The sequence below is a fragment of the Psychrobacter sp. PL15 genome, assembly GCF_035984995.1.
Classification (GTDB): domain Bacteria; phylum Pseudomonadota; class Gammaproteobacteria; order Pseudomonadales; family Moraxellaceae; genus Psychrobacter.
This window is the reverse complement of the sequence record NZ_JAXCIB010000031.1, coordinates 1-4,975: the sequence shown is the minus strand read 5'-3', so window position 1 is coordinate 4,975 and position 4,975 is coordinate 1. Positions and strand designations below refer to the sequence as shown.

The following is a 4,975-nucleotide window of genomic DNA, read 5'->3' as shown; positions in this document are numbered from 1 at the left end:
TTTTAATTCGTTTCAGTAGGTTAGCTTGGTAGTTATTAAGTAATGAATTACTCTTAAACTTGCTAGCTTCCCTTGCTGAGGGGCGTATTATAGACGCTTTTAATACGGTGTCAAGAAGTTATTTAACTAACTTTTTCTAAAGTGGTAAACCACTTCATAAAGCCGCTCTTCCCTTCCGACTGGGTGGCATTATACGCAGTTTGACATACAGGTCAAGCGGTTTTGAAAAGGGATTTAAGGTTTTCGTAATGACTAAATATAAGAATTGAAATATCACTATTTTTATCAATAAGTTAGCACTAAGTACAGTCTCGAATATTTTCTTTATTATCTAATGACGCTAACCTTTGCGCTTATAATTGGTCTGCTCTCTACGTTTTTGATAGACCTTGTCCATTTTATAGCTTACCTATCTTTTTAAAGAAAGCCTTATAGGCTTCGACTTTTTTATCTAAGGCTAGTGGGTAGGCTCGTGAGGTTGAAGGTAAGCGATATAACGTTAAATCATTAACTGGTTCTGAGTTTGAGATTTTATCTAGGTCCTGCCATTGGTACGGATAATCCATACTTTGATTAGTTTTGGGATATCGCGATTTAGGCGGTGGTGCGTCAAGTAGATTAAGTAATACCTCAGTTGCCTTACCGCCTGTGGTAAATAATGCTCCGACTTTTGGCACTTGTAGCAAAATGCTGTCTAAATCAACCGATGTGACGACTGTTAAATTCTTATCTGAGGCGTTACCCGTTTCACGAATCGCTTGTACTACTGTGGGGCATGAGGCAATACCGCGTTCGAACATGAAGGTGCGGATACGCTCAGGATCAAAGCGCTTCTCATCTCCTACTCTAAAATAGTCAGCATCATCAAAGAATACCCGTCCATAAATGCGCCACATATCGTTATAAAAGTTAGGATAATGAAAACTCATTGCCCATTTATCAGCGGTCGGTGGAAACGTTCCCATCATCATGACGGAAGCGTTAGGTGGTAACACAGCTGCAAAGGGATGAGTTTCTATTTTTGGTGTGTTCATTTCAGAGTCTCTGGCTTAAAAGATATTAGGGCGTTCACAGATTTATTATCATTATAGTCGGCGTCAAATGCTCTTACGATGATAATATTATTCATCAGAAAAGTAGTTTTTTTGTTATGATAGCAACCTTAAACACTGCTTAAAATAGCATTATCAAATTGTCACTTTCAATAGTATGACAATAATATTGACTGGTATCCGATGTCGTTTACGCTCTTATTAATATAAAAGCCTAAATGATAGAGTCAAGGCATGATTTGTTATAGCCTGTTTATTGTAAAGGCGCTACTTTGCAGTGTATTTATTTGCCAAGTGTCTATTGTCATTGAAAGTAATCAGTAACAGCTACTCAGTATTGATACTACATACAGTATGTAGATAGCGTAGTGCTGATTCTTTTCTAGCGTTAGTCCAAAACTAAGAGAGTACTCATGAGTGACTTAAAAATTACCGTAATTGATCATCCGTTAGTACGTCATAAACTCAGCTTGATGCGTGAAAAAGACTGTAGTACCTATAAATTCCGTACGCTTACTAAAGAGCTTGCGCGCTTGATGGCCTATGAGGCCAGCCGAGATTTTGAAATAGAGACTTTCCCAATGGAAGGTTGGTGTGGCGATATTACTGGTGAGCAAATAGTAGGTAAGACGGCGACTATTGTACCGATTCTACGTGCCGGTCTGGGTATGCTAGATGGGGTGCTCGACTTAATACCAACGGCTAAAATCTCAGTTGTTGGCTTACAACGTGATGAAGAAACCTTACAACCAGTGCCATTTTTTGAAAAATTCGTCAGTCATATGGACAAACGTCCTGCGATTATCATTGATCCAATGCTAGCAACGGGTGGCTCCATGATTGCTACTATTGAGATGCTCAAAAAAAATGGCTGTAAAAATATCAAAGCCTTAGTTTTGGTTGCTGCGCCCGAAGGCGTGCGCTTGGTCAATGACGCGCATCCTGACGTGACTATTTATACGGCTGCCTTAGACAGTCATCTGGATGAACACGGCTATATCATCCCTGGCCTCGGCGATGCCGGTGATAAGATTTTTGGTACCAAGCAAAACTAGTACGATTAATAACTATAAACCACTTCTATAGACAACGACTGGTCATTGATGACTGCCATTAGTAACTAATTATTAACAACAGGGATGAATAATGAACGTATTAATTACAGGGGCAAGTGCGGGTTTTGGTAAAGCGTTGGCGGAGCGTTTAATTGCAAAAGGCCACCGGGTAATCGGTTGTGCCAGACGCCTCGATAAACTTAATGAACTGGCACACAGCTTAGGCGAATCATTTTTGCCAGTGGCCATGGATGTCAGTGACACGGCTTCTATTCCGCAGATAATCGCCGATCTACCTGATGCCTTCAGCCAAATCGATGTTTTAATCAATAATGCCGGACTGGCACTAGGTACAGAGTCTGCTCAAAACTCCGACCTTACTGATTGGATGCAAATGGTTGATACCAACATCAAGGGTCTAATGTCATTAACACATGCGGTCTTGCCAGCAATGGTCGCGCGCGACAGTGGTTATATCATTAATTTGGGCTCTATTGCGGGTAGCTGGCCATACTATGGCGGTAATGTGTACGGCGCCACTAAAGCTTTTGTAAAGCAGTTCAGCTTAAACTTGCGAGCTGATCTAATCGGCACCCAAGTGCGTGTCACTAATCTTGAGCCCGGTAATGTTGGAGGAACAGAGTTCTCAAACGTACGCTATCATGGTGATGATGATAAGGCCGCCAAGGTTTATGATGGCTTTAAAAGTATGACTGGTGAGGATATTGGCGATATCTTATTATGGCTAATTGAATCTCCTGCTCACATTAACATCAACCGTTTAGAAGTCATGCCGGTGGCACAGACCTATAACGGACTGACGATTGCTAAGCAGGATAGCTAAATTGTCATAGCTAAATTGTAAGAGCAGGCCATTAACGTAATTCATAACAACGAAGCAATGTAGCGGTACTCTTTATAGCAGCGTGCTGTATAGCGGTACCGTTTATAATAGTATCATTTATAACAGTACCCTTTGATATCGCTGTATTACTTTGCTCCACGCTTTGCTCGTTCACTAAGCGTAAATCCTGAAAATCCAAGATTAATACTTCGTTACGGGTACGCTCGCTGGTACGTTTGTTATGGCGTATGGCAAACCCTAACACCTGCTTGCCTGCTACCCGTATCTGATTAACAACTGTCTCTTGAGTGTTTGCTAGTATTGCTTTATTAGCATGCTGTTTGCTTGTCCGCGCTCCATTCACTGCGGTAGCAGGATTAAGCGTAGTCGTTAACAGTTTTTCACGGCGTACCTTCTTAGGTATATCGCCAGCTACGAATAATATTTGATCAAGCGGTAAATACTGCGCATGACGCATCAGCTCATGGCGAAACAATGCCGGTATGTCCATATTAAAGCTGTCTTCACTTTGCTGATAAAAGGCGGCAAAACTGCGCTGAATATAGCGCCCGAACACCGTAAAGTTAATCCACTGTTGATAAGCATCATTTGCCAAAATCTGCTTAGTAAACGCTTTTGGATCTGATGTAATCCTACCTTCTAAAATTGCTATTAATAACGCCTGTGGATCCTTAAATACCTGCTGCTCCCAAACTTGCGGATAGAAGCTACTATCAAGTTCTGTTAGCGTTGGTTTACTCATGACGCATCATCCTTTTTTATGTTGATAATCGAATACATAATCATCGCGGCTATCCTTTGCTATGTGCTACTATTTATTTGATATTTTATACGTCCTTTTTACTCTATAGTATATTTATCATTGCTAACAATAAGCTTTATTTACTATCAGATTACTAGGGTAGTTTTTATACTGTGGTCAGCCTGGCTGCTTTTATTACAGTAGGGTTTACTATAGCAAGCTCTCATTATTTGCATAAGGATATTTTATGGCGAACACGGCACTTACCTTAACGTTAGAGTGGTTCTTAAATCCTGATCATCTGCCTTTTATAGCCGGAATCTACACCGACGCCTATAAGAAGGCGGGGCTTGATATCAATATGATTGAGCCAACTGAACACTATGATGGCTTTGCGGAATTGCAAGCAGGCAATATTGATTTGCATGTCAATGAGCCTATTCATTTATTCGAGCATTATTTTGATGATTTAAAGGCACTGGGCTGTTTTTTTGTGACCGACGGTGGGGTTTTAATGAAGCAAAGTAGTATGGACAAGCTGCATCAAAATCAGCCAATACGCATTACCACGCCAGCAGCCAACCCCATTACCAATAAGATTGGCTTTGAGATTTTGAACCGCTATGCCGAGAAAAATGGCTTTGTTTTAGACTGCGACAATGTCAGCTTTGTAGAGACTGACTTTCAGCATTTACATAACCTGCAACAAGGCGATGGGCAGGGCAAAGAACATAAAGAATTTGATGGGGCGTGGTTGTGTTTTTATAACTTTGAAGGCATCGAAGCCAATCATGCGGGTCTTGACTATACTTTTATCGATCAGCATTTATCACCGTATCCGAACTTTTCCGCACTGGAGCTAATGACTACGCATAGCATATGGCAAGAGAAATCAACCGCGCTACAGCAGTTCGTCAAGGTAAGTACCGACATGGGGCAACTGTGTATTAATGATCCAGAGCAGGCGCGCGCTATTTATTACGGTTACACGGGTGAGGCGCCCTCTGCACTAATGGACGACATTATTAATGACACGCTAAAACGCTTGATAACGCCCATCAAGCCTGATAGCAAGCGGTGGTCAGAACTACGTGAGATGTTGGCAACATTAGATATCGCCGCACTCAGTGACACGAATTATGCCAAATTGTGGCAGTAACGGTATAATGAACTACCGACCACCTATAGAGGTAGCGGTTTCTTAGGTAATACCCATACTTGATACGATATTCTGTATCAGAGGTTAGGCAAATTCACTAAG

Annotated in this window: 5 protein-coding genes; 3 read left to right on the top strand and 2 right to left on the bottom strand. The window is 41.3% G+C overall.

The annotated features are described in order from the left end of the window. Nucleotides 1-398 precede the first annotated feature (398 nt). A complete protein-coding gene (locus RCH20_RS12410) occupies nt 399-1,034 on the bottom strand; it encodes a DNA glycosylase (RefSeq protein WP_209956273.1) in 636 nt (211 codons plus the stop codon). 431 nt (nt 1,035-1,465) lie between these two features. Here RCH20_RS12410 and upp point away from each other — a divergent pair, with 431 nt between their 5' ends. Both upp and RCH20_RS12400 read left to right on the top strand, forming a co-directional pair. Beyond that, nucleotides 1,466-2,107 (top strand): uracil phosphoribosyltransferase, encoded by a 642-nt coding sequence (gene upp / locus RCH20_RS12405; RefSeq protein ID WP_209956272.1) that lies wholly within the window; start codon nt 1,466-1,468, stop codon nt 2,105-2,107. A 91-nt stretch (nt 2,108-2,198) separates the two neighbouring features. Then, nucleotides 2,199-2,951: an SDR family NAD(P)-dependent oxidoreductase gene (locus RCH20_RS12400; RefSeq protein WP_209956271.1), complete on the top strand. Its 753-nt coding sequence runs from the start codon at nt 2,199-2,201 to the stop codon at nt 2,949-2,951. Between the two features lie 31 nt (nt 2,952-2,982). Here the strand turns inward: RCH20_RS12400 and RCH20_RS12395 are convergent, their stop codons facing one another. Further along, complete coding sequence (locus RCH20_RS12395; protein WP_327193819.1) at nt 2,983-3,714, bottom strand: hypothetical protein; 732 nt, start codon at nt 3,712-3,714, stop codon at nt 2,983-2,985. 247 nt (nt 3,715-3,961) lie between these two features. Between RCH20_RS12395 and RCH20_RS12390 the strand changes: the two genes are divergently transcribed. Continuing rightward, nucleotides 3,962-4,873 (top strand): ABC transporter substrate-binding protein, encoded by a 912-nt coding sequence (locus RCH20_RS12390; protein WP_209956269.1) that lies wholly within the window; start codon nt 3,962-3,964, stop codon nt 4,871-4,873. Nucleotides 4,874-4,975 lie beyond the last annotated feature (102 nt).

Excerpts from the sequence above, each read along its gene's own strand:
- RCH20_RS12410 (WP_209956273.1), bottom strand. The coding sequence starts at position 1,034 with ATGAACACACCAAAAATAGAAACTCATCCCTTTGCAGCTGTGTTACCA.
- upp (WP_209956272.1), top strand. The coding sequence starts at position 1,466 with ATGAGTGACTTAAAAATTACCGTAATTGATCATCCGTTAGTACGTCAT.
- RCH20_RS12400 (WP_209956271.1), top strand. The coding sequence starts at position 2,199 with ATGAACGTATTAATTACAGGGGCAAGTGCGGGTTTTGGTAAAGCGTTG.
- RCH20_RS12395 (WP_327193819.1), bottom strand. The coding sequence starts at position 3,714 with ATGAGTAAACCAACGCTAACAGAACTTGATAGTAGCTTCTATCCGCAA.
- RCH20_RS12390 (WP_209956269.1), top strand. The coding sequence starts at position 3,962 with ATGGCGAACACGGCACTTACCTTAACGTTAGAGTGGTTCTTAAATCCT.